We start from the raw sequence: 22200 nt of genomic DNA, 5'->3' as shown, positions 1-22200 counted from the left end.
GGCATGAGAGACCGTTGCTGGCAATGACAATTGTCGACGGCGGGGTGGGAATTGCGCCGCGCTCTGGTCATCGCTTTATGTTGACGGTATGACGGGATGCAGCATCAGAGCGTTTCCCGGATGCATTAAGGGGTTGTACCGGGATGGAGCGATCGTGGACGTCAGGCACTTGGACATATCGACTGATAATGAGGAGGAGGAAGCCGAGGTGCCGCAACGCTCCTCCCCGTTGGCGCGCTTCAAAGCAAGGCCAGTTTGGCAGCGCGTCGTCCTCGTATTGATTGGCGTCCTCCTGCTGCCTTATCTTTTCATCGTCTTTTATCTGCTGCCGTTCGTCCACCCCGTTTCCACCCTAATGGTAGGCGACGCCGTTACCCTCCAGGGATATGACCGCCGCTGGGTTCCGCTCGATAAAATCGCGCCGGTGCTGGTGAAATCCGTCATGGTCTCGGAAGACGGGCAGTTCTGTTTTCACGGTGGTGTTGATTGGGGCGAGATGCGGGCGCTGGTCCAGGAAACGCTGCGCGGCAGGTCCACGCGCGGCGGCAGCACGATCCCGATGCAGACGGTGAAGAACCTGTTTTTATGGAACAGCCGCTCTTTCGTACGCAAGACGCTGGAATTGCCGCTGGCGGTTTCCGCCTCGGCCGTCTGGTCGAAACGCCGGATGATGGAGATCTATCTCAATATTGCCGAATGGGGACCGGGCATTTACGGCATCGAGGCGGCGGCGCGCTACCATTTCAAGGTGCCGGCCTCCAAGCTCACGGCACGTCAGGCAGCCCTCCTCGCCGTATCGCTGCCGAACCCGATCGACCGCGTGGCGAGCAAGCCGGGACGCGGGCTCAGCCAGCTCGCTTCGCTGATCCAGCGCCGCGCGCGCAACGCCGACGCATACATCAAATGCCTTTATGATTGATATCAGAACTTGTCGTTCGATCGGCTTGTCGTCCTCTGGCATTCTTGACCGTGACGTAAGGGCGATATGAATCATTTCAAGAATTCTTTCCCTTCAGAGTCCGGCACTGAAAAGGAACATGCGATCGTGGACAAGCTCACGCTTTATATCGGCAACAAGAACTATTCGTCCTGGTCGTTTCGGCCATGGATTGCTCTTGAAGGGTGCGGCATTCCCTTCGAAGAAGTGCTGATCCCTTTCGATTTTCCAGCCGGAAACCCGCGCATTCGTGAGGTGTCGCCGACGGGCAAGGTGCCGATGCTGGTTCACGGGGGCTTCAAGGTATGGGAATCCTTCGCCATCATCGAATATGCGGCCGAGCTTTTCTCGGACGCCGGGCTTTTGCCGAGAGATCGCCAGGCGCGTGCGCTGGCGCGATCCTACAGCATGGAAATGGTTTCCGGTTTCAGCGCCCTGCGCAACTTCTGCCCGATGAACATGCGCCGTCCGGTCGCCCGGCGCGATCTCCCCGGCGGAGTGATGGAGGACGTGGCGCGTATCGAGGCCATCTGGCGCGAGGCGAGAGCCTTTTCTGGCGGGCCTTTCCTGTTCGGGAATTTTTCCGGCGCGGACGCCATGTTTGCCCCCGTCGTCAGCCGTCTGGAGCGGTATGACATCGCGGTGGCGGCGGATACGCGGGACTATATGGCGGCCATGAAGGCGCTGCCTGCCTGGCAAAAATGGGAGGAAGCCGCATTGCAGGAAACATGGACCGTGCCGGAGGACGAGGACTGACCCGGTCTCGAATATCCGCGAATCTGGTGCGATGGGCAAAAAATGCTATTAGGGACTGGTCAAAGCCCGCCAAGCCATGTATAAGCCCGCCCAATTTCCGAAATTGATGCATGTCTGTTTCGGCCGCCTTGCTGGCCGTGGATATGTGTCGTCCGTACATGGAGTAACGAGAATGGCTGTACCGAAGAGAAAAACGAGCCCGTCCAAGCGCGGTATGCGCCGCTCTGCTGACGCCCTGAAGGCTTCGACCTACGTCGAAGACAAGAACTCCGGCGAACTGCGTCGCCCGCACCACATCGACCTGAAGACCGGCATGTATCGCGGTCGTCAGGTTCTGACGCCGAAGGAAAGCGCATAATCTAGCGCAGCCTTGATGGCGCATGAATAAAAGGCTGGCGGTTCGCCGGCCTTTTTCTGTTTTGATTGGGTGTGTTAGTGGGACGAAGTGGCTGCGCTTGTGCCGAAGCTCTGATACCCCCTTTGTCCCTTCAGGACATCTCCTCCACCAGGGGGAGGTCGGTAACTCGCGGCACTTTCTCGCCTCAAGCTACAATCGCATCTGCAGAAACTAAATCAGGTTACTTGCCAGAGCGGAGCGACATACTCCCAACAATCTCCCCCCTGGTGGGGGAGATGTCACGACAGTGACAGAGCGGGGTGAAAATTCTCCAAGGATTCAGGAGCGCATCGCCTGATTTCAGAGGCTATCCAGCTTGTTCTGCATGGCGCGGAGCTGTTCCTTGAGCTCATCGATGTCCTTGGCCTCGGCCTTGCGGCTTTCCTTGGCCGGCGGCTGCATGAAGGGCGAGAACATCTGCATGGCCTGCTGAAACATCTCTGTGTTGCGGCGGACCTGCTCCTCGACCATCTTGATGGGGAGTTGCAGGTTCTTGCCGAGCGGCGTTTCGCCGAAAGCGCGATTGATCTGCTCGCGCATCTGCGTCTGCTGCTCGGTAAAGGCACGCATGGAGTGCTCGAGGAAGCTCGGCACCACCATCTGCATCTGATCGCCGTAATAGCCGATCAGCTGGCGGAGGAACGAAATCGGCAGCAGCGTGTTGCCGGTCTTCGATTCCTGTTCGAAAATGATCTGTGTCAGGACCGAATGCGTAATATCATCACCGCTCTTGGCGTCCTGGACGATGAATTCCTCGCCCTTCTTCACCATCTCCGCCAGGTCGTCCAGCGTCACATAGGTGCTGGTGCCGGTATTGTATAGGCGGCGATTGGCGTATTTCTTGATTACGATCTGGCCCTCATTCTTTGCCATTTATCAGTCTCCTGGCCCCGTCTGATTGTATGGAATATTCCTCCACTCCGGAGTGTAGACGCAAAAGAAGCTTGGTGACAATCGGTTTGTGCGATGCGGCAAGGCCTTTCCTTTGATTGGATTTTTTGAAGGCGGTGACAGCTTCGTGAAATCTGTACGATGAAAATTCTTGCTGTTTGACTCAGGAGCAAAGCTTTGACAGTTTCGCCTCATATACGTGTTCATTCTGTGAGGAGGCTTCCATGAGCAGTTCATCCATCGTCGTCGCCAGCGCTGCCCGCACTGCGGTCGGTTCGTTCAACGGCGCGTTCGCGACCGTTCCGGCGCATGAACTCGGCGCGGCCGCGATCAAGGGTGCGCTGGAGCGCGCCGGCGTCGATGCCAAAGAAGTCGACGAAGTGATCCTCGGCCAGGTGCTTCAGGCCGGCGAAGGGCAGAACCCGGCTCGCCAGGCCGCGATGAAGGCCGGCATTCCGCAGGAAGCGACCGCATGGGGCGTGAACCAGCTGTGCGGCTCGGGCCTGCGTGCCGTGGCGCTCGGCCTGCAGCAGATCGCAACCGGTGACGCCAAGATCATCGTCGCCGGTGGCCAGGAATCCATGTCGATGGCGCCGCATGCCGCGAATCTTCGCTCCGGCACCAAGATGGGCGACATGAAGATGATCGACACCATGATCAAGGACGGCCTGACGGATGCCTTCTACGGCTACCACATGGGCATTACGGCCGAAAATATTGCCCGCCAGTGGCAGCTGTCGCGCGAGGAACAGGATCAGTTCGCCGTTGCCTCGCAGAACAAGGCGGAAGCCGCACAGAAGGCCGGCCGCTTCAAGGACGAGATTATTCCCTTCACCATCCAGACGCGCAAGGGCGACGTCACGGTCGATGCCGACGAATATATCCGCCTTGGTGCGACGATGGAGGCCATGGCGAAGCTGCGCCCGGCCTTCGACAAGGAGGGCTCCGTCACCGCCGGCAACGCTTCCGGCCTTAACGACGGTGCTGCCGCTGCCGTGCTCATGACCGAAGCGGAAGCCTCGCGCCGCGGCATCCAGCCGCTCGCTCGCATCGTCTCCTGGGCAACAGCCGGCGTCGATCCGCAGATCATGGGTACGGGGCCGATACCGGCCTCCCGCAAGGCGCTGGAAAAGGCCGGCTGGTCCGTCAACGACCTCGATCTCGTCGAGGCCAATGAGGCGTTTGCTGCCCAGGCCTGCGCCGTCAACAAGGATCTCGGCTGGGATACGTCGATCGTCAACGTCAATGGCGGCGCGATTGCCATCGGCCATCCCATCGGCGCTTCGGGCGCTCGCGTCCTCAACACGTTGCTGTTCGAGATGAAGCGCCGCGGCGCCCGCAAGGGACTTGCCACGCTTTGCATCGGCGGCGGCATGGGTGTCGCCATGTGCTTCGAGGCGCTCTAGAATCAAAGAAATAGAGCATGATGTCGTCCGAAAACCGCATGACACTTTTCGGCATCATGCTCTAAGGCGTTTTGAAGGGAATTTTCCAGAAGAAGTGATGAAAGCGAGCGGGCGACCCGACCTTCGGGCGTCCCGCCTCCGCAACAAAAAAGGGGAGTGGCACATGAGCAGAGTGGCATTGGTAACCGGAGGTACGCGCGGCATCGGAGCTGCCATTTCGATGGCGCTGCACAATGCGGGCTATAAGGTGGCCGCAACCTATGCCGGCAATGATGAGAAGGCCCGGGCTTTCCATGATGTGACGGGGATTTCCGTTCACAAGTGGGATGTCACCGACTACGAGGCTTGCGGCATGGGTATCGCCAAGATCGAGCATGATCTTGGTCATGTCGACATCCTGGTCAACAATGCCGGCATCACCCGCGACGCCATGTTCCACAAGATGACGCCGCAGCAGTGGCACGAGGTCATCAATACCAATCTCACCGGCCTCTTCAACATGACGCACCACGTCTGGCAGGGCATGCGCGACCGCAGCTTCGGCCGCGTCATCAATATCTCGTCCATCAATGGTCAGAAGGGGCAGATGGGGCAGGCGAACTACTCCGCAGCCAAGGCGGGCGATCTCGGCTTCACCAAGGCGCTTGCGCAGGAAGGTGCTGCCAAGAACATCACGGTCAACGCGATTTGCCCCGGCTATATCGGCACGGAGATGGTGCTGGCGGTACCGGAGAAAGTGCTCAACGAGCGCATCATTCCGCAGATTCCCGTCGGGCGCCTCGGCGAACCCGAGGAAATCGCCCGCATCGCCGTCTTCCTGGCCAGCGACGATGCCGGTTTCATTACCGGATCGACCATATCTGCCAATGGCGGCCAGCTCTTCGTCTAGGCAATTCAGGAAAAGCGCAGACCAGTCTTCCGCTGGGAGCTGCGCAAGAGCTATAAAAAAGCGGCTCAGGGCTACGGAGCCGCTTCAGCCTGTATAGCGCGTTACGAACGGAATTACTGAGCTCCGCCGGCAATCATCCTCTTATTGAGGCCTGCTGCCGATGTCGTGGCTTGAATTCCAGGATGACCGCCTCAAGGGCGACCTGCCGCTTCTCCCTGTCTCGAGCTCTCGCCGCACTTACGAGCGCGTGAAAAGTGGTGCCGGTAAGCACGAGTGCTGCAATGCTTGCGATGATTGCGGCCATGATGCCGTTCCTTTCTCAAAACACTGCCACCTCGCCGTGACCGACGGCGCAGGAAGACGATTTTGTTGAGGGAACTGCCGCTCCCTGAATTTGTTCCGAGAGCGAATCCTGACCGGCCGCCGGTGGCGACCGGTCAGGCAATGCCTTAGCGGCAGCGAGCCTCATAACGGTGACCATAGCGGTCGCGATAGATGCAGTAGCCGCGACGATCTTCCGAACGCCCGATGAGGTTGCCGACTACGCCGCCAGCCACCGCGCCGACGGCGGCGCCGCCCCAGCTATGGGTGGCGACGCCACCGATCAGCGCGCCGGTGCCGGCGCCGATCGCCGTACCTTTTTCCGTTGCCGTGCACGACGCCAATGCGCCGACGAGGGCGATCGCGACGATAATCTTCTTCATGGTGTTAGCTCCCTGATGTTGCGAGGTTTGAACAATGTCGGCGGATCAGATGCGCCCCATTAATAACAGAATGAGGACAATGACGAGAACAAGCCCGAGACCACCCGATGGGCCATACCCCCAAGACCGGCTGTAACCCCAGCTGGGAAGTGCGCCAACCAGCAGCAGAATCAGTATGACAAGCAATACCGTACCAAGCATGATATGTCTCCTCCATGTCCGTCCGGGCTCGAATATCCCGCCATTATCGCCGTTCGACATGGCGTTAACCTTCCAGCTTTCCCACTCGAAACTGTTCCAGTGAATGGACGAATTCCGCAATTCTGCTCATAGAAACTTGCATGCGCGACAATTGTTCCGGCTAAGAAATAAAAATGCGTGCGCGCAGCAGTCGGGATGGTTAGCGAATCCTTAAATTGGATCGCATCGGGTGGCGGTTAAAAGCGCGGCGGCAAATTCGTTTGTATGGTTAAAATACCATTAAAATACAATGGGTTGTGGTGAACGAAACGGGAAAGGCCGGATGTCCGTGATTCGTCGGCGATTCGTTCTGCATTTGAACTTTGGTTAACGGCTGGGCGTTTGCCGACATGCCGAATACAAGGATGCTGCCGTCGGCAAATGTCGTCCAGGTGGTGTGTTCGCGGGCGAATTCGTTAATTCGCAGCGAACTCCGCAACAGCATTGCCATTCAAGCTGACCTCTATGTCGCGATGCTGCTCCGGCGAAATACAACATGTAGCCGTGAACAAGTGCGATACCCGCTGATATCCGCGATTCGTCACCGATTCGTTCCGGCTTTGATCGGTGTGTTAATGGCTGCACTTTTTGCGTGCATTTGTCGATTCACTATAGCTGCGCTCGTCAAAAGACGAACCGCAATCGCAGATTCGGCTCGGATTCGCGTCTCAACCATTCAGAGTCCGGTATCCTCCTGACGAGAAACCGCTAGATATTGTGGAGAACAAAACAGAATCGCTTGGAATCCGCGATTCGTCGCCGATTCGTTTCGGCTTTGGCCTGGATGTTGATGTCGTCCGCTGATTCACGCGAAACCTTATCATTTACAGATTGTTAACGACGGCACGCCGCGAAATTTCTCTGGCCGAGGATTGTCCGCTTGACTCCTTTTTTCTGCGGAAAGCCGTGTAAACGAGATTCAGCATTTGGTGGCAATCTTTTCATTGCAATCCATATGTAGTCGTGAACAAATAAGGAACATGACGGAGTCAGCGATTCGTCTCCGATTCGTTCTCAGGCTGTTCTGGATTCGCCCGGACTCGCATGGGATGCAACGTAAATGTAGCTTGTGGTTGAAGCGCTCAAATATGAAATCGAATGTTGCCGCATCTGTTTTTTCATTCGGGTCTTGCCTTTGTCACATATGGTCGTCATCTGTTCGTTTCCTCCAGGAGGAACTGGCTGATCGGAAGACGGCTGTTTCTCGCCTATGCACGGACCTATGACTCAGACTTCGCAGCCCATGATCCTGAGCGGACGCGGCGTGACCGCAGTGCTCGGACCGACCAATACCGGCAAGACCCATTATGCCATCGAGCGCATGGTGGCACACGGCAGCGGCGTGATCGGCCTGCCGCTGCGGCTGCTTGCCCGTGAGGTGTATACGCGCGTCGTCGAGAAGGTCGGCGCGCACAATGTCGCGCTGGTGACCGGCGAGGAAAAGATATCGCCGCCCAATGCTCGTTATTCGGTCTGCACGGTGGAGGCCATGCCGCGCGAGACGCGCGCCTCCTTCGTCGCGATCGACGAAGTGCAGCTTGCCGGCGATCTGGAGCGCGGACATATTTTTACCGACCGCCTTCTGCATCTGCGCGGCCGCGATGAAACCCTGCTGCTCGGCGCCGGCACGATGCGGCCGATCCTTGAACAACTTCTGCCTGGGATTACCGTCCTCGAACGGCCGAGGCTATCGCATCTTTTCTACGCCGGGCAGAAGAAGATCACGCGGCTGCCGCAGCGCACGGCCATTGTCGCCTTTTCCGCAGACGAGGTTTATGCGATCGCAGAGCTTATCCGCCGCCAGCGCGGTGGCGCGGCCGTCGTCCTCGGGGCGCTCAGCCCGCGTACCCGTAATGCGCAGGTGGCGCTCTATCAGGCCGGCGATGTCGAATATCTGGTTGCGACCGATGCGATCGGCATGGGGCTCAACCTCGATGTCGATCATGTCGCCTTTGCGCAGGACCGCAAGTTCGACGGTTATCAATTCCGCAATCTCAATCCGGCCGAGCTCGGTCAGATCGCAGGTCGCGCCGGCCGCCATCTCAAGGACGGCACCTTCGGGGTGACGGGACAAGTCGATCCTTTCGACGATGAACTCGTGCGCCGGATCGAGGGACACGAATTCGACATGGTCAAGGTGCTGCAATGGCGCACCAAAGACCTGGATTTCGCTTCGATCGCGGCGTTGCGTGCAAGTTTGGAAGACGCGCCTCGCGTGCAGGGCTTGACGCGCGCGCTGCCTGCGGTAGACCAGCAGGCATTGGAATATCTGTCACGCGATCTGGAGATAGTCGATCTTGCCAGCAACCCGGCTCGGGTTGAGAAATTGTGGGAGGCCTGTGCGCTTCCCGACTATCGGCGCATCACGCCTGCCCAGCATGCTGATCTCATCGCCACCCTCTTTTCTGATCTCGTGCGCTATGGCACGGTGAAAGAGGATTTCCTGGCCGAACAGGTGCATCGCGCCGATCGGACGGATGGCGAGATCGACACGCTTTCGGCGCGAATCGCGCAGATAAGGACTTGGACCTATGTGTCGAACCGGCCCGGCTGGCTTGCCGATCCGACACACTGGCAAGAAAAGACGCGGGAAATCGAAGATCGATTGTCCGACGCGTTACATGAGAGGTTGACGAAACGCTTTGTTGATCGCAGGACATCTGTGCTCATGAAGCGCCTGAGAGAGAATGCGATGCTGGAAGCTGAAATCAGTGTGAATGGAGATGTCTTCGTAGAGGGGCATCATGTGGGACAGTTGACCGGATTCCGGTTCACGCCTATCGCAGGGACCGAGGGGCCGGATGCCAAGGCTGTCCAGACCGCCTCGCAGAAGGCGCTCGGGCTGGAGTTCGAGGCACGTGCCGCACGTCTGCATGCGGCCGGCAACGGCGATCTCGCGATCAGTGCCGATGGCCTCGTGCGCTGGCTCGGCGACCCCGTCGCGCGCCTGTCAGGCAGCGATCATGTCATGCGTCCGCGCGTCATCCTGCTTGCCGACGAACAGCTGACCGGCAATGCGCGCGATCATGTCGCCGCCCGTATCGAGCGTTTCGTGAACCATCACATCAGCACGATCCTGAAGCCGCTGGACGATCTCCAGCGTGCCGAAGATCTGCAGGGCCTTGCCAAGGGGCTGGCTTTCCAGCTGGTGGAGAATCTCGGCGTTCTGTTCCGCCGCGACGTTACGGAAGAAGTGAAATCGCTGGATCAGGACGGGCGTGCCTCGATGCGCCGCTACGGCGTTCGCTTCGGCGCATACCATATTTTCGTGCCCGCCCTGCTGAAGCCGGCTCCGGCCGAGCTCATCACGCTCCTCTGGGCGCTGAAGAACGATGGCCTGGACAAGCCGGGCTATGGCGATCTGATCCCGGTTCTGGCCGCTGGCCGTACCTCGGTTGTCACCGATCCGGGCTATGAGCGCACATTTTACAAGCTTGCCGGCTTCCGGTTCCTCGGCAAGCGCGCGGTGCGCATCGACATCCTCGAGCGTCTGGCGGACCTTATCCGTCCGCTGCTGCAGTGGAAGCCCGGCCAGGCTTCGCGCCCTGACGGCGCTTATGACGGCCGTCGCTTCACGACGACGACCGCGATGCTCTCCATTCTCGGCGCGACGCTCGAGGACATGGAGGAAATCCTCAAGGGTCTCGGCTATCGCGCCGATGCGGTGAAGGCGGAGGAGGCTACGGCCTTCCTCGCTCAGCAGGATGCGGCTGCAGCGCCCGCCGCACCGGCTGGGGACGCCACAGCCGAAAAAGCCGATCATGATGATGCCGACACTGCAACTGACGAGCCGGCTAAGGAAGTAGAGGCCGTTTCGCAGGAAGCAGCCGCTCCCGCCGAGGCACCTGCTGAGACGGAAGTTGCCGCAGCTGCCGAGCCTGTCGCCGCTGCAGAAGTCACCGCAGAGCCGGCGGAACCGAAGCCTGTTCTGCTCTGGCGTCTGGGTGGCCGTAACGACCATCAGCAGCGGCAAGGCGGCCGTGGCCATGGCGATCGCCGCGGCCAGCAGGGCGAGGGGCGCGGTCAACAGGGCAATCGTCGTGGTGGCGAGCAGGCAGCCGGTGAAGGCAATCGCGAAGGCGGCCGTGATCGCCGCGATGGGCGCGACAATCGTGAGGCTCGTGGCAGTGACAAGGGTCCGCGCGGCAATCGCGAGGGCGGCCGTCCGCAGCATCAGGGCAACCGCGGCGAACGCGGTGATCGTCAGGAACGTGGCGACCGGAATGATCGCAACAATCGCGGTGCCTCGCAGCCGTTGCGCTTCGAAGCCAAGCCGCCGCGCAAGGAAAAGCCGATCGATCCGGATTCTCCTTTCGCCAAGCTCGCTGCCCTCAAGGAGCAGATGAAGAAATAGGTCATGACGGACGAAAAACAGCCATTTTCCGGTTCGCGCCAGCGCATCGACAAATGGCTGTTCTTTGCCCGCATGGTGAAATCCCGCTCATTGGCGCAGGTCTATGTGCAGAACGGCAGCGTCCGGGTGAATGGCGAGCGGGTCGTGCAGCCGAGTTTCGGCATCAAGGCCGGTGACCGCATCGAGCTCTCGCTGGAGCGGCGGGATATAGTGTTGATCGTGCGGTCGGCCGGCGAACGTAGGGGTCCCTTCGAAGAAGCCAGGCTGCTTTACGAAGATCTGACGCCGCCGCCCGATGAGACAAAACGCCTCACCTCGTTCGAGCAGGCGTTGCGGGCACCCGGCAGCGGCAGGCCCACAAAAAGGGATCGGCGTGCGATCGATCGCCTCATCTCCGACGATGATTAGAAAACTCTGCCTGTTGCGGAGGGGTTTTGCGATTGTTTGTCCTTGAAATTGGGTGACAAAGTCGATACCTCACGATCACCCTGCCGGTAACCAGCCGGGCGGCGCGTTTGCGTGTGATGCATTCGTCTGCCCGTTCGGCGCCGTGGGAAGGTGCGACGTTCCAGGTTGCGCGTCCGCGGAAGCTCAATACATCCCTGGAGTGCTTCATGACATATGTCGTGACTGACAATTGCATTCGCTGCAAATATACCGATTGCGTGGAAGTCTGCCCTGTCGACTGCTTCTACGAAGGCGAGAACTTTCTCGTCATCCATCCCGACGAATGCATCGATTGCGGCGTCTGCGAACCGGAATGTCCTGCCGAGGCGATCAAGCCCGATACGGAACCGGGTCTCGACAAGTGGCTGAAGGTCAATGCGGAATACGCCGCCATTTGGCCGAACATCACGGTCAAGCGTGACCCGATGCCGGAAGCCAAGGAAATGGATGGCGAACAGGGGAAATTCGAGAAGTATTTCTCGGCCAATCCCGGTACGGGCGACTGATCGAAGGCCGTGACAGGCCTTCGATAAAGGTGTAGTCGATATCGCAGAAAGCGAATCATTGCCATTGGGCCGCTGGCCGGCCAACGTGGCCAATTTGGCGCGTGCGCAGCAAATTATTGATTTCCTCAGATTTTTGTGATAGGGTCGTCACACTGATCCACTGCGGCATTTCGCATGCCCGAAACCATCACGAAAGCAAATCACCAATCCGTACGCGGTTTCCTTGACATATCAACGTATTGTGTTGTCGGGTCCCTGATCGCGATGGGTGGGTTTCTGTTTGCATAAGTCTGGCTGGACCAGGATGAAGTGACCCGACGGTACGTCCGTCTCATCCGGGCCTGACTGACCCGGCACCCCGGCCCTAACGGGGCGCATAACAGGGAGTTTTTGAAAAGAATGACGACCCAGCAGAAAAAACCTTCAGCAGCACGCCATGGCTTCAAGACTGGTGAAGCGATCGTTTATCCGGCCCACGGTGTCGGCACGATCACTGCGATCGAAGAACAGGAAGTCGCAGGCATGAAGCTCGAGCTGTTCGTGATCGACTTCGAGAAAGACAAGATGCGCCTGAAGGTTCCGGTGGCCAAGGCCATGAGCATCGGCATGCGCAAGCTTTCCGAGACCGATTTCGTCGAGCGTGCATTGAAGGTCGTGCAGGGCAAGGCCCGCGTCAAGCGCACCATGTGGTCGCGCCGCGCGCAGGAATACGATGCCAAGATCAATTCCGGCGATCTGATCTCGATCGCAGAAGTCGTTCGCGATCTCTATCGCGCCGAGAACCAGCCGGAACAGTCCTATTCCGAACGTCAGCTTTATGAAGCTGCACTTGACCGCATGGCGCGTGAAATCGCCGCTGTCAACAAGATGTCGGAAACCGAAGCCGTTCGCCTTGTCGAAACCAACCTGAACAAGGGACCGAAGCGCGGCAAGGTCGTCGAAGAAGACGACTCGCAGGACGAAGCCGCATAAGGCGAGACGCCAATATCGCTTCAAAAAACCCGGCCATGGTGCCGGGTTTTTTCTTTGGAACCTTTTCCGTTCTGATGCGTTGAAGCCCTGTGTTGGCGGTCCGTGTGGGTACACTCCTGTGGAGAGGGGTATTCAGACAGGCCGTTTTTATGGACATTCACGAGGACCGGCCTATGCGTTTTCACTCGAAGCTCCCCGGCGATCTGAAGATGATTCAATCGTCAGACCCGTTCGATGAGATCGAACTAGACTAGTCACCGATCATCCGGTGACCCGGATAATCGGTTTCCAATTTGCAATTTCATTCATTGATTTCCATCCGAACAGCGATGTTCGGAAACGATGCTTGCTGCCTTTTTCGTCGACCGCGGCATAGAGACGATTTGAGGCCGAAACCCAGGAGATGCATATGACGAATATGTCTGCAGATCGGCGCATGATCAAAGTTGCCATGGCTGCTCCCTATCTGGCTCGCGACGAAGAACACGATCTCGCCATGCGCTGGAAAGACCACGATGATCGCGGCGCCCGCAATCAGATCGCAACTGCCCATATGCGCCTCGTCATCTCCATGGCGGGGAAGTTTCGTAACTTCGGACTGCCGATGAGCGATCTGGTGCAGGAAGGCTATGTCGGCCTGCTGGAAGCGGCCGCCCGCTTCGAACCGGAGCGGGAAGTTCGCTTCTCCACCTATGCAAGCTGGTGGATTCGCGCTTCGATCCAGGACTATATCCTGCGCAATTGGTCGATCGTACGCGGCGGCACGAGTTCCGCCCAGAAGGCGCTGTTTTTCAATCTGCGCCGCTTACGCGCCAAGCTTGCCCGCAGCAATTCCAACGTCACCGTCCAGTCCATCCATGAGGAAATCGCCGTGACGCTCGGCGTCAGCCTTACGGATGTGCAGACGATGGATGCGCGCCTCTCCAGTAGCGATACCTCCCTGCAAGCCCCCTCCATTGCTGGCGATTCCGAAAGCGCAGAGCGCATCGATTTCCTGATCAGCGACGAGCCGCTTCCCGACGAGCAGGTGTCCGACATGATCGACGGCGAGCGCCGCCGCGTTTGGCTGGCGTCGGCGCTGAAACATCTCAACGAACGTGAAATGAAGATCATCCAAGCCCGCCGCCTGGTCGAAGACGGCGCGACGCTCGAAGAGCTCGGTGCCGATCTTGGCATTTCCAAGGAGCGCGTGCGCCAGATCGAAAGCCGCGCGATGGACAAGCTCCGCAACGCCCTGGTGGATGCGGATCCCCGCATGGCCAGCTACGCCTGAGTGTGCGCTTCTCCCTTGGGAGAAGTCGTCCCGCTATTATTCCGAAATGATTTTGACCTTGTCGCCCGGTGCAATGTTTGCCCCGGTTGGCAGGGCATTTATCAGTTTGAACAGGTCGAGCTTGCGGTCTGTGCCCATCATGCGGGCGGCGAGCGTGGTGATGGTGTCGCCGGGTTTGACGGTAACGACGCGAACACGCAGCGGCTTCAGCGAGGCCGCCTCTTCCGGGGTCATATGCCGGAAGCTGGCACGCAGCACATTGGCGGTCTGATCAAGCTGAGCGATATTCCCCTTCGGCACCGCCGTCAGGAAGCGGAAGATCTGCGTGCGGTCGCGGATCACGGTCACATCGAAATCCCAGCGGTCGGCTGAGGCGCGCGCAGTGGCCGCCGGCATGCCGTTGACGGTGATCGACCTGATCGAGGAGGGATCGAGGCCGGTGACCCAGCCGCTGGAGATATAGTTCGTCAGATTCTGGTTCTGGGTGTCGGCCACGCCGTCGAAGCGGATGGCGATGTCGCCGGGGCCGGTCGCCATGACGGCTTCGACCTTGTTGTCGATACGGAAATCGGGCGGGACGTCGAAGCGGATGCCGAGGCCGCCATGCAGGAAGGTCTGGCCACGCACATAGCCTTCTTCGGGGCTGTCGCCATAGAGCAGGCCGTCGATGCCGTTGAGATAATAGTCGCGGCCGATGTCGCCGACCTTGCCTTCCTCGCCGAATTCGCGCGCGTGCGCCTTGGCAAGGTCGATACGCTGCGGCGTGCTCGGGTGGCTTGAAAGGAAGTCCAGGCTCTGGTCGACGTCGGAATTGGCCGACATGAAGCGGCTATAGTCCTCCATCGCGTTCAGGAAGCGCGCGGCGGCGTAAGGATCGTAGCCGGCCTGGCCGAGTGTGCGAATGCCGATCTCGTCGGCCTGGAGTTCCTGCTGCCGCGAGAAGGCGGCGAGACGCAGCTTGCCGCGGGCAAGCGCCTGCTTGCCGGCCAGATCGCTCGACAGGACTTCCGAAACGACGCGGCTGGCTATGACTTCGGCTTCTTCGCGTTTCTGCCGCTCGATGCCGTGATTGGCTGTTACGTGCGCCATCTCGTGCGACAGCACCGCGGCGACTTCGGACGCATCATTGGCAAGCGCCAGAAGGCCGCGCGTCACATAGAGATAGCCGCCGGGCAAGGCAAAGGCATTGATCGAGGGCGAATTGAGAATGGTGATGCGATAGGACTGCTGCGGATTCTCCGACACGCTCGTCAAGGCGCCGGCGATGCGGGCAACGAGCCTCTCCGTCTTGGCATCCTTGTATTCGCCGCCATAGCTTGCGAGGATGCGCGGATGCTCGCGAGCGCCCATTTGCGCGCGCGGATCGTTCTTCTGCACTTCGGAAACGATCTGCGGATTGGCGGAGGGCGAAACGCTCGGCTGATAGGATTGATCCATCACCGTCTGGCAGCTGTTCAACATTGCTGCGGCTGCAAGGAAGGGCACAAAACGGCGCAAACGGGCTGCGACGGTCAAATCGATCCTTCGTTCTGCTCGCTTGCTCTGCTTCAGGACCTGCATCCTACTCATTTCGCTGTCATGCCGGCTCGGCGCCAAATCCGGTTGATCGTTACCGGGTCGATCATGGTCGTGCACCGATAAAGGTTGTTTTCGCCCCCATCGATCCGCATTTACCCGGACGGCTTCGACCTCTTGCTGTAGCCGATTTTGGCACCGGTTGCATAGCGAGACTCCGTTTAAATATGGCAGCGTTGTATTTTAGCAAGCATTTCCGAGGACTTTCAGCCGCTTCGCTAGACGAAATTAAGGCAAAGCCGGCGGCAAGCTGCCATGACACAATCAATGTTGCAGAAATGTGGTCAATGCCGGAATCCCGCCCGCCTGCAGGAAGGTTTCGATGGGCGCGGTAAGCTTGATCGTGCCGCCGTCGATGAAGACGGCGTGGTCGGCAAGGCGCCGCACTTCGGCCGGGTCATGCGAGACGATCAGCACCGTATTGCCGGTTTCGCGATGCAGAATTTTCAGAAGTTCGACCATGCCGGAGCGCAGGCCGGGATCGAGCGCGGCGAAAGGCTCGTCCAGCAACAGGATTGGCTTGTCGCGCACCAGAGCCCGAGCGAAAGCGGCGCGCTGGCGCTCGCCACCGGAAAGCGTTCCCGGCTTGCGCTTTTCAAAACCGGCTAGTCCGACCCGCGCCAAAGCCTCCGAGACCTTTTGCCGATCCTCCTTCGAAAGCCTCAATGACGGGCTGATGCCAAGGCCGACATTGGTGAAGAGATCGAGATGAGCGAAGAGGTTGTTGTCCTGGAAGACGAGAGACATCGGCCGTTCGGCGGGATGCAGGCGGCTCACGTCCTGTCCGGCGAGCAGGATACGGCCGCGGTCAGGCTGTTCGAAGCCGGCCAGTAAATTGAGAAAGGTGGATTTGCCCGACCCTGACGGCCCGGCAATGGCGATGATCTTACCCTGCGGCAATGCGCAATCGAAGCGGAAGTCATGCGTGCCGAGGCGCAGTTCGACCCGTTCCATGCTGATGCCTTCTGCCTTCATGATGCTGCTGTCAGTCATTTCGTCTGCTTTCGTCATCCGGGACGCCTTGGCCCGCGGTTCCGGCTATGGTCAGGAGAAGGCATACCAGGCCGAGTATCAAGGCATATCCGTCGGCGTCGTTGGTGCGGTAGCTACCGAGCTTGCTGTAGACCAGCCAGGGCAGGGTCATCAGGCTGTCGGAGCCGAAGAGTGCGACGGCGCCGAGATCGCCGAGTGACAGGGCCATGGCGAAGGAGAGCGCCGTGAAGAGCGGTTTGCGCAGACCCGGCCAATCGACCACGCGCAGGCGCGCAATGCCGTCAAGGCCGAGGCTTGCCACCAGCCGCCCGGTGCGGCTGACATGGACCGTATAGGCCGGCTCGATGACGCGAATGACGAAGGGCAGCGCCATCAGCGCATTGATGACAATGATGAGGACGGCCGCAAAGCGGCTAGGATCGCCCAATGGCCTGAGCGCCAGGAACCAGCCGGTTGCCAGCACGATCGGTGGCACCAGCAGGATGAGGGAGGCGCTTGCGCCTAATGCGATCGCCAGGCCGTACAGGCCGAGGGACTTTCGGCGATCCGCCGATATCACCGAGCGGGCGCGAATGATCGCGAAGGATGTCAGCACGGCCAGAAGGCCCGCAGCAAGCGCGATTGCAAGACTTGTGACTGCCGCCTGCAGGAAGATCGGCTGGGAGACGAGCTTGAAAAGATTGGCCTTGAGGCCGGTCACGACGACCGCAGCAAGCGGCATGCCGAGAAAGAGCGTCGCGGCCGCCAGCAGCGCAGTATCGACGTACCGCGCAGCCATCCCCTGTCCATCGATGCGGCGCAGCGCCCGGCCGGCCGTCAATCCGTGATCGTCGGGAGCTCGAAACAGCGTCATGACGCCGAGCACAAGCAGGGTGACGACGATCTGCAGCAGCGACAGCATCACGGCGCGGCCGGGATCGAAATCGAAGCGGAGCGCCTGGTAGATCGCCACTTCCAGCGTCGTCGCGGCCGGACCGCCGCCGAGGATCAGGACCAGCGTGAAGCTGGTGGCGCAGAGCATGAAGATCAGGCCGGCGATGCCGGGAACGAGGCCGCGCAGGATAGGCCATTCGATGAAGCGGAAGACCGAGATGGGCTGCATGCCCAGCCCGCCGGCCACGAGCCAATATTCCCCTGGCACACGCTCCAGTCCGACCAGCATCAGTCGGCAGGCGAGCGGCATGTTGAAGAAGACATGCGCAAGCAGGATACCGGCCAGGCCATAGATGCTGACGGGCTGCGACAGGCCGAGTGCTGATAGCGCCTGATTGATGAGCCCCTGCCGGCCCCATATGCCGAGCAGGCCGAGCGCGCCGATCAGCACCGGCAGGCCCATCGGCACGGCCATCAGTCGGATCAGCCACAGCCGGCCGGGAAAGCGCGGCTGGCGCGCCAATGCGCGGGCGACCGGAATGGCGAGCACAATGGAGAGCAGTGTCGAAAGCACCGCCTGCAGCAGTGTGAAGCGCAGGATGCGCAGTAGATATGGGTCTGTGAGCGAGGTGTCGCTGCCGGATTCGATGCCGGCGGAGAGAAGAACAAGAACGGCGATCCCGACGAAGAGCGCAATGCTGCCGAGGCTGAACGCCCCGCCGGAAATAGCGCGTCTTCGCTCGGGTGCCGTGAGTATGATCAAGGCATCAGTTGCCGCTGGTGGCGGTCAGCCATTCGTCGATCCAGGCTTTACGGTTCTTGTCGACGTCCGCAGGGCTCATCAGGAAGGTCTTCGACGGCACCACGAGCTTGCTGAAGGCATCCGGCAGCGGCTCAGAAGTGGCGGAAACCGGCATCATCCAGTTGCTTGTCGGAATGATGTCTTGGAAGCCGGTGGAGATCATGAATTTCAGGAAATCGCGGGCAAGTTCCTTGTTCGGCGAGGACTTGATGAGGCCGGCGACCTCGATCTGAATGTAATGCCCTTCCGAGAAGGCGGCGGCCTGATAGCGATCGGTCTTGTCTTCGATCATGTGATAGGCCGGTGACGTCGTGTAGGAGAGCACCATCGGCGCTTCGCCCTTGGTGAACAGGTCATAGGCTTCCGACCAGCCGGGGGTGACCGTCAGGATGCGGCCTTTGAGCTTCGCCCAGGCATCGGCGGATTTGTCGCCATAGATCGACTTGACCCAGAGCAGCAGGCCGAGACCCGGCGTCGAGGTGCGCGGATCCTCGATGACGATCTTCTGCGCGGGATCGCCTTCGACGAGATCCTTCATGCTCTTGGGCGGGTTCTTGACGGTCTGGCTGTCATAGATCACGGCGAAATGGCCGTAGTCGTAGGGCACGAAGACGTCGTCCTTGAAACCGCCGGGAACCTTGAGGGCCGAGGTGTCGACGCCGCTTGCGTCGAAGAGGCCGGTATCCTTGGCTTCGTCGATAAGATTGGTGTCGAGACCGAGAACGACATCGGCCTTGGTACCCGTTCCTTCCAGTTTGAGGCGGGAGAGAAGTGCAACGCCATCGGTGACGGCAACGTAGTTGACCGTGCAGCCGCAGGTCTTTTCGAAAGCTGCCTTGACCTTGGCACCAGGACCCCAGTCGGCGGTGAAGCTTTCATAGGTGTAGATGGTCAGGGTCTTGTCGGCTGCTTCAGCCGTCTGAGAAGCAAAAAACGTTGCGCCGGCGGCAAGGGCCAGGCCGGTGAAGAATGACAATAGCGATCGGTTTTGCACGACAGCGCCTCCACTTTGGTTTCGTCTTGAAGGGGAAAGGGCGCTATGATTTCGTCACGCGTCTAATCCCTCCGCCGGTGTTAGCCGGATCAGGTTCCGCGGGTTGGCCGGTGAAAGCCTCTCAGCCAAATGTCCTGAAGGACATAAGGCACCCCGTTAGAGCGTCGGCAGATTTAGCCTTGTGACGGAGGGATGACAAGGGAAATGATTCCCTTGCCGATTGCAGCAGGAAGGATTTACTCGGCAGCTTCCGCGACCGCCGGGCTTTCGAATTTCTTCGCGGCACCCGGGAGCTGCACATTCTTCAGTGTCAGCGAGGTCAAGAGACCAAACATGCAGATGCCGGCTGCCGTTATGAACAACGGGCTGAAGGCGCTCGCATAGGCGTTGGCGACGGCCTCGCGGGTAATCTCGGGCAAGGCGGCCATCATCTTGGGCGTCAGCTCCTCGATGTTCGGTACGCCGGATATGGAGACGCCGACATTGCCGAGTTTGGCGGCGATGATGGCGCCGTAAATGGAGATGGCAATGGAGGCGCCGCCCATGCGCGACAGCGTGACGGCACCGGTCGCGGCGCCAACGTCGCGGGCAGCCGCTGCATTCTGTACGCCGATAACGGGCACCTGCTGGGCAAGGCCGATGCCGATGCCGTGCAGCAGCATCAGGCCGCCAATGAGGACGATGGGCGTACCGGCATGGACGAAGGCGAGCGAGGCGAATGCGATGGTGCTGCAGCTGGCGCTGGCGACGGCAAACGGCTTGTAACGGCCTTTGGCCGCGATCAGCCGGCCGGCGGAGAGCGAGCCGCAGACGATGCCGCCGGTCAGGAGAATGAACAGCAGCCCGGCCATGGAGGGAGAAAGGCCTGTCGTCGTCTGCAGGAAGAGCGCGAAGTAATTGACCATGCCGATGGCGACGGCGCCGCTGGTGATCGAGAGGATCAGCAGAAGGCCGAATGTCGGATTGCGGAACAGCGTCATTGGCACAATCGGCTCGGGCGCGCGGCGCTCTATGAAGACCCAGGCGATGGCGCAGATCACCCCGAAGGCAATAATACCAAGGCATTGCGGCGATAGCAGCGACCCGAAGAGTTCGCTTCCGTCGGCAGCAAGCACAATGCTTGTCGTCGTCAGGGCAAGGACGATGGCGCCGGCATAATCGATCTTCGGACGGCGGGCAGGCTTGCGGTAGGGCAGCATGAAGGCCAGGCCGGCAAGCACGATGAAGCCGATCGGCACGTTGACGAGGAAGATCGAACGCCAGCCGAAAAGATCGCTCATCGTGCCGCCGAGAACGGGGCCGATGGCGCCCGACGCCATCAGCACGAGGCTCGAATAGCTCTGGTAGCGCGCACGCTCGCGCGGCTCGAAAAGATCGGCGTTGACGGCGAAGATCGAGACCATGATGCCGCCCCCGCCGAAGCCTTGAAGGACGCGGGCGGCGATCAGTGTATCCATCGAGACGGCTAGACCGCAGACGGCAGAGCCGACCGTGAAGATCGCGATCGCCGTCATCATCACATATTTGCGGCCGAAGAGATCACCGAGCTTGCCGTAGACGGGCATGACGGCGGAAAGTGAGAGAAGATAGGCCGATCCGATCCAGCCGAAGCGATCCAGATGCCCGAACTCGCCGACGATCGTCGGCAGTGCCGTCGAGACGATCTGGTTGTCGAGCGTTGCCATGAACATGGCAGTCATCAGAAAGAGGAAAAGAATAAGCCGCCGTTTGTGATCCGCCACGAGCGGTGTGAAGCTTGTCTGCATGTCCATGGAGCAAGAACCCGAACTGGGCCGGAACGCTGCGCTATCGAGCGAATGCGCGGGACGCCCGGTCTTCATGGGTGAATATATGTGCTATTAGCATATAATTGTCAATGGCAGGTGAATGCCATTTGCATGTTTTGTTTCGTCCCGACCTCTGCTATGCTTTAGGGATGACATCTGCGCCGAATACAAAAGATATCGAAGTTCCGACGCTGGCCGAAGACGAGAAGTTTCTGCGCATCGGTCAGGCGATGATGCGCATGCGCTTGCTGACCGGCCGTCGCATGATCGGCAGGCTCGCCATTCAACACGTGGCTCCGGGGCTTGAGCTTTCGCATCTCGATGTGCTCGATGTCGTGCGGCGGGCGGAAGATACGGGCGAAGTGACCGTCGGCACGATTGCCGAGCTCTTGCGAATCGATCCATCGCGCGCGAGCCGCATCACTGCCGACATGGTGACGCGTGGTGTGTTGCGGCGAAAGGCATCGCAGGCGGACGCGCGGCGTATCGTCGTGGTGCTGACCGCACTCGGGCAGCGCTTGCTGTCGGAAATCCAGGTGCAGAAATACGCCGTTATCGGAAGCATCTTTGCCGATTGGTCGCCCGAAGACATCGAGAGCTTTTCGTTTCTCTTCGATCGTTATGTCAGCGGCTATGAACGTGTTGTCCAGGCCGCCATGAAGGAAACAACCGAATGATCGGCTTGGCCGCACCGTTCCGGTAACGGCGCTCTTCCCTAGGGATATGACTTTGCGCTATGGGCTTGCCTCATGAGCCAGTCCACCACCTTCACCATCCTGCTCGGCGGCGAGCTTCGCCTGACGGAGCGATTGCGCGCCGCGGTTTCCGGCAGCCGCTTCATCGCGGCTGACGGCGGCATGCGCCATGCCCTTGCGATTGGGGTGGAACCGGAGCTGTGGGTTGGCGATTTTGATTCCACGCCTGCCGATCTGCAGGGAGCCTTTCCGAATGTGCCCAGGCAGCCCTATCCGGCGGCGAAGGCTGCGACCGACGGCGAGATCGCCGTCTCGGAAGCGATCGATCGCGGCGCCACGAGACTGATCCTGGCGGGCGCCATGGGCGGCGAACGCTCCGATCATGCGATCCAGCACCTGCTTTATGGTATCCAGCTCGCCGAAAAAGGCTTCGACGTGCTGCTGACGTCGGGTGACGAGGAGGCGGTGCCGCTTCCGTCAGGCGATCTCACGCTGGCACTGCCGGCTGGCTCGCTGTTCTCCGTTCTTGGTTTCAGCGATCTGGCGGGCCTTTTCATCGACAATGCCCGTTACCCCTTGCGCGATTTTCATTTGCCCTTCGGCGCGTCGCGCACCATTTCCAACGTGGCGGAAGGCGATGTGCGCTTTTCGCTCGGCAGCGGCAGGGCCATTGTTCTTGCCCGCCCTTATGACCTTTCCGGAGTCTGAT

21 protein-coding genes and 1 riboswitch are annotated in these 22200 nt (G+C 59.9%); of the genes, 12 read left to right on the top strand and 9 right to left on the bottom strand.

Annotated features, from left to right (window positions below):
* The first annotated feature begins 88 nt into the window (after positions 1 to 88).
* The 3 genes from mtgA to rpmF all read left to right on the top strand — a co-directional run bounded on the left by mtgA (position 89) and on the right by rpmF (position 2051).
* A complete protein-coding gene (gene mtgA / locus ACK83U_RS15835; RefSeq protein ID WP_412474676.1) occupies positions 89 to 919 on the top strand; it encodes a monofunctional biosynthetic peptidoglycan transglycosylase in 831 nt (276 codons plus the stop codon).
* Between the two features lie 126 nt (positions 920 to 1045).
* On the top strand, positions 1046 to 1693 hold the full coding sequence (locus tag ACK83U_RS15830) for a glutathione S-transferase family protein (RefSeq protein ID WP_112607046.1): 648 nt from the start codon (positions 1046 to 1048) through the stop codon (positions 1691 to 1693).
* A 172-nt stretch (positions 1694 to 1865) separates the two neighbouring features.
* Complete coding sequence (gene rpmF, locus ACK83U_RS15825) at positions 1866 to 2051, top strand: 50S ribosomal protein L32 (RefSeq protein ID WP_006724402.1); 186 nt, start codon at positions 1866 to 1868, stop codon at positions 2049 to 2051.
* A gap of 339 nt (positions 2052 to 2390) precedes the next feature.
* Here rpmF and phaR read toward each other — a convergent pair whose 3' ends face one another.
* Positions 2391 to 2963 (bottom strand): polyhydroxyalkanoate synthesis repressor PhaR, encoded by a 573-nt coding sequence (gene phaR, locus ACK83U_RS15820; protein WP_112336177.1) that lies wholly within the window; start codon positions 2961 to 2963, stop codon positions 2391 to 2393.
* 242 nt (positions 2964 to 3205) lie between these two features.
* On the opposite strand from phaR, the gene ACK83U_RS15815 reads away from it, so the two are divergent.
* Entirely contained in the window at positions 3206 to 4387 is a 1182-nt protein-coding gene (locus ACK83U_RS15815; RefSeq protein WP_112606774.1) for an acetyl-CoA C-acetyltransferase, read from the top strand.
* A 163-nt stretch (positions 4388 to 4550) separates the two neighbouring features.
* Positions 4551 to 5276, top strand: coding sequence for an acetoacetyl-CoA reductase (phbB, locus tag ACK83U_RS15810; protein ID WP_112606772.1), 726 nt, complete (start codon positions 4551 to 4553; stop codon positions 5274 to 5276).
* Between the two features lie 449 nt (positions 5277 to 5725).
* Here phbB and ACK83U_RS15805 read toward each other — a convergent pair whose 3' ends face one another.
* The 3 genes from ACK83U_RS15805 to ACK83U_RS15795 all read right to left on the bottom strand — a co-directional run bounded on the left by ACK83U_RS15805 (position 5726) and on the right by ACK83U_RS15795 (position 6671).
* Positions 5726 to 5980: a YMGG-like glycine zipper-containing protein gene (locus ACK83U_RS15805; RefSeq protein ID WP_112336180.1), complete on the bottom strand. Its 255-nt coding sequence runs from the start codon at positions 5978 to 5980 to the stop codon at positions 5726 to 5728.
* A 45-nt stretch (positions 5981 to 6025) separates the two neighbouring features.
* Entirely contained in the window at positions 6026 to 6181 is a 156-nt protein-coding gene (locus tag ACK83U_RS15800) for a DUF3309 family protein (protein WP_015341639.1), read from the bottom strand.
* A gap of 268 nt (positions 6182 to 6449) precedes the next feature.
* Positions 6450 to 6671, bottom strand: a complete 222-nt coding sequence (locus ACK83U_RS15795) for a hypothetical protein (protein ID WP_112606770.1) — start codon at positions 6669 to 6671, stop codon at positions 6450 to 6452.
* 771 nt (positions 6672 to 7442) lie between these two features.
* Between ACK83U_RS15795 and ACK83U_RS15790 the strand changes: the two genes are divergently transcribed.
* The 5 genes from ACK83U_RS15790 to ACK83U_RS15770 all read left to right on the top strand — a co-directional run bounded on the left by ACK83U_RS15790 (position 7443) and on the right by ACK83U_RS15770 (position 13772).
* Positions 7443 to 10574: a helicase-related protein gene (locus ACK83U_RS15790; RefSeq protein WP_112606768.1), complete on the top strand. Its 3132-nt coding sequence runs from the start codon at positions 7443 to 7445 to the stop codon at positions 10572 to 10574.
* Between the two features lie 3 nt (positions 10575 to 10577).
* Complete coding sequence (locus ACK83U_RS15785) at positions 10578 to 10982, top strand: RNA-binding S4 domain-containing protein (protein WP_112398122.1); 405 nt, start codon at positions 10578 to 10580, stop codon at positions 10980 to 10982.
* A gap of 206 nt (positions 10983 to 11188) precedes the next feature.
* Entirely contained in the window at positions 11189 to 11527 is a 339-nt protein-coding gene (fdxA, locus tag ACK83U_RS15780; RefSeq protein ID WP_015341635.1) for a ferredoxin FdxA, read from the top strand.
* Positions 11528 to 11926: 399 nt separating this feature from the next.
* Complete coding sequence (locus tag ACK83U_RS15775) at positions 11927 to 12499, top strand: CarD family transcriptional regulator (RefSeq protein WP_015341634.1); 573 nt, start codon at positions 11927 to 11929, stop codon at positions 12497 to 12499.
* Positions 12500 to 12908: 409 nt separating this feature from the next.
* The gene (locus tag ACK83U_RS15770; protein ID WP_015341633.1) at positions 12909 to 13772 is read left to right on the top strand and encodes an RNA polymerase factor sigma-32; all 864 of its coding nucleotides are present in this window, start codon (positions 12909 to 12911) and stop codon (positions 13770 to 13772) included.
* Positions 13773 to 13808: 36 nt separating this feature from the next.
* Here the strand turns inward: ACK83U_RS15770 and ACK83U_RS15765 are convergent, their stop codons facing one another.
* The 5 genes from ACK83U_RS15765 to ACK83U_RS15745 all read right to left on the bottom strand — a co-directional run bounded on the left by ACK83U_RS15765 (position 13809) and on the right by ACK83U_RS15745 (position 20781).
* Positions 13809 to 15233: a M48 family metalloprotease gene (locus ACK83U_RS15765; RefSeq protein WP_041678015.1), complete on the bottom strand. Its 1425-nt coding sequence runs from the start codon at positions 15231 to 15233 to the stop codon at positions 13809 to 13811.
* Positions 15234 to 15611: 378 nt separating this feature from the next.
* On the bottom strand, positions 15612 to 16340 hold the full coding sequence (locus ACK83U_RS15760; protein ID WP_112606766.1) for an ATP-binding cassette domain-containing protein: 729 nt from the start codon (positions 16338 to 16340) through the stop codon (positions 15612 to 15614).
* Positions 16333 to 17973, bottom strand: a complete 1641-nt coding sequence (thiP, locus tag ACK83U_RS15755; RefSeq protein ID WP_112607044.1) for a thiamine/thiamine pyrophosphate ABC transporter permease ThiP — start codon at positions 17971 to 17973, stop codon at positions 16333 to 16335. The genes ACK83U_RS15760 and thiP overlap by 8 nt, the downstream gene beginning before the upstream one ends.
* A 7-nt stretch (positions 17974 to 17980) precedes the next feature.
* A complete protein-coding gene (gene thiB / locus ACK83U_RS15750) occupies positions 17981 to 18973 on the bottom strand; it encodes a thiamine ABC transporter substrate binding subunit (protein ID WP_412474861.1) in 993 nt (330 codons plus the stop codon).
* 85 nt (positions 18974 to 19058) lie between these two features.
* Positions 19059 to 19175: riboswitch (TPP riboswitch) on the bottom strand.
* A 70-nt stretch (positions 19176 to 19245) separates the two neighbouring features.
* Positions 19246 to 20781: an MDR family MFS transporter gene (locus tag ACK83U_RS15745; RefSeq protein WP_112606762.1), complete on the bottom strand. Its 1536-nt coding sequence runs from the start codon at positions 20779 to 20781 to the stop codon at positions 19246 to 19248.
* Positions 20782 to 20945: 164 nt separating this feature from the next.
* Here ACK83U_RS15745 and ACK83U_RS15740 point away from each other — a divergent pair, with 164 nt between their 5' ends.
* On the top strand, positions 20946 to 21473 hold the full coding sequence (locus ACK83U_RS15740; RefSeq protein ID WP_112336187.1) for a MarR family winged helix-turn-helix transcriptional regulator: 528 nt from the start codon (positions 20946 to 20948) through the stop codon (positions 21471 to 21473).
* A 72-nt stretch (positions 21474 to 21545) separates the two neighbouring features.
* On the top strand, positions 21546 to 22199 hold the full coding sequence (locus tag ACK83U_RS15735; RefSeq protein WP_112398117.1) for a thiamine diphosphokinase: 654 nt from the start codon (positions 21546 to 21548) through the stop codon (positions 22197 to 22199).
* The last annotated feature ends 1 nt before the right edge of the window (position 22200 follow it).

The sequence above is a fragment of the Rhizobium sp. WW22 genome, assembly GCF_047041135.1.
Classification (GTDB): domain Bacteria; phylum Pseudomonadota; class Alphaproteobacteria; order Rhizobiales; family Rhizobiaceae; genus Rhizobium.
Note: the sequence above shows the minus strand (reverse complement) of the source record. Positions and strands in the feature narration are given on the sequence as shown.